At 39.1% G+C, this 894-nt stretch carries 1 protein-coding gene; it reads left to right on the forward strand.

Annotated elements, in window-relative coordinates; all coding sequences use genetic code 11:
- The coding region (locus tag NY607_RS24175; protein WP_259420614.1) for a hypothetical protein at window positions 1-430 on the forward strand (430 nt) is incomplete at its 5' end.
- Window positions 431-894: the final 464 nt, after the last annotated feature.

The raw sequence follows: 894 nt of genomic DNA on the forward strand, positions 1-894 counted from the left end.
GATGCAAAATGAAGATTATTCAGGAGAAATTGACGGTGCTTATTCTCATTTATCTATGGAACGTGATGAATTATTAGGTCAACTTCATGAAGCAAATGCGCGTATCCGAACATTAGAGAAATCAGATACTAAACTGCGAAGGTTCGATGAATCTGCATTATCAGGCTTAACTCAATCTATTGCTAGTGTGATTCTATCGATTGAAACATACACAACGCAACGAGCATTCTTCCAAACAAACATTGAGCATGCATCAGATGACTCCGTAGATTATTTAGAGAAACAAATTTTACGTTTACAAGCGCAAGTTAATGAGATTCGGGCAGCCATCAGTATTCGTAGAAAGATTACTATAATTGACGGTGATTTTACAGAATGTGAGGAGGTACAATTGCATGACACGCAAACTAAAGGCAGTTCGGTCGCTTAGAGTGGCGAATATACTTACGCAAAATGGACATAGGATATTACGCACGGAGCCTTGCATGAACAATCGGAATCTTAGCGTATTCATATTCGAAGATACACCATCATTACAGCGAGTTTTAACAGAAGCAAGACGGCATTAACGGTATGACCTCATTATCCGCCAGCACTTTCTTCAATATAAAAGTGCAGAACAGCAGTCCTAAACCGCGTCATATCAACGTTTGTGAGGTGTAGTCCTTAAAGACAACGGTATAAAAAGTGCATCTACTATCGCATGAGATTTGCGTAGCAAATTGAAATGCTTGCGTAGCAATAGATAATCGCCATATCCGATATAACAATAACTACCGGCTACGCCGAGTGTTTCGGCTGAAAAGATGCCTCACACTGTCAGCACTTATTTACATCGTATCTTTAAGGGGGTAAATAGAATACGTGTATTAACGAAGGAATTAACGTTTAAGT

Source organism: Lysinibacillus sp. A4, assembly GCF_024919535.1.
Classification (GTDB): domain Bacteria; phylum Bacillota; class Bacilli; order Bacillales_A; family Planococcaceae; genus Lysinibacillus; species Lysinibacillus capsici.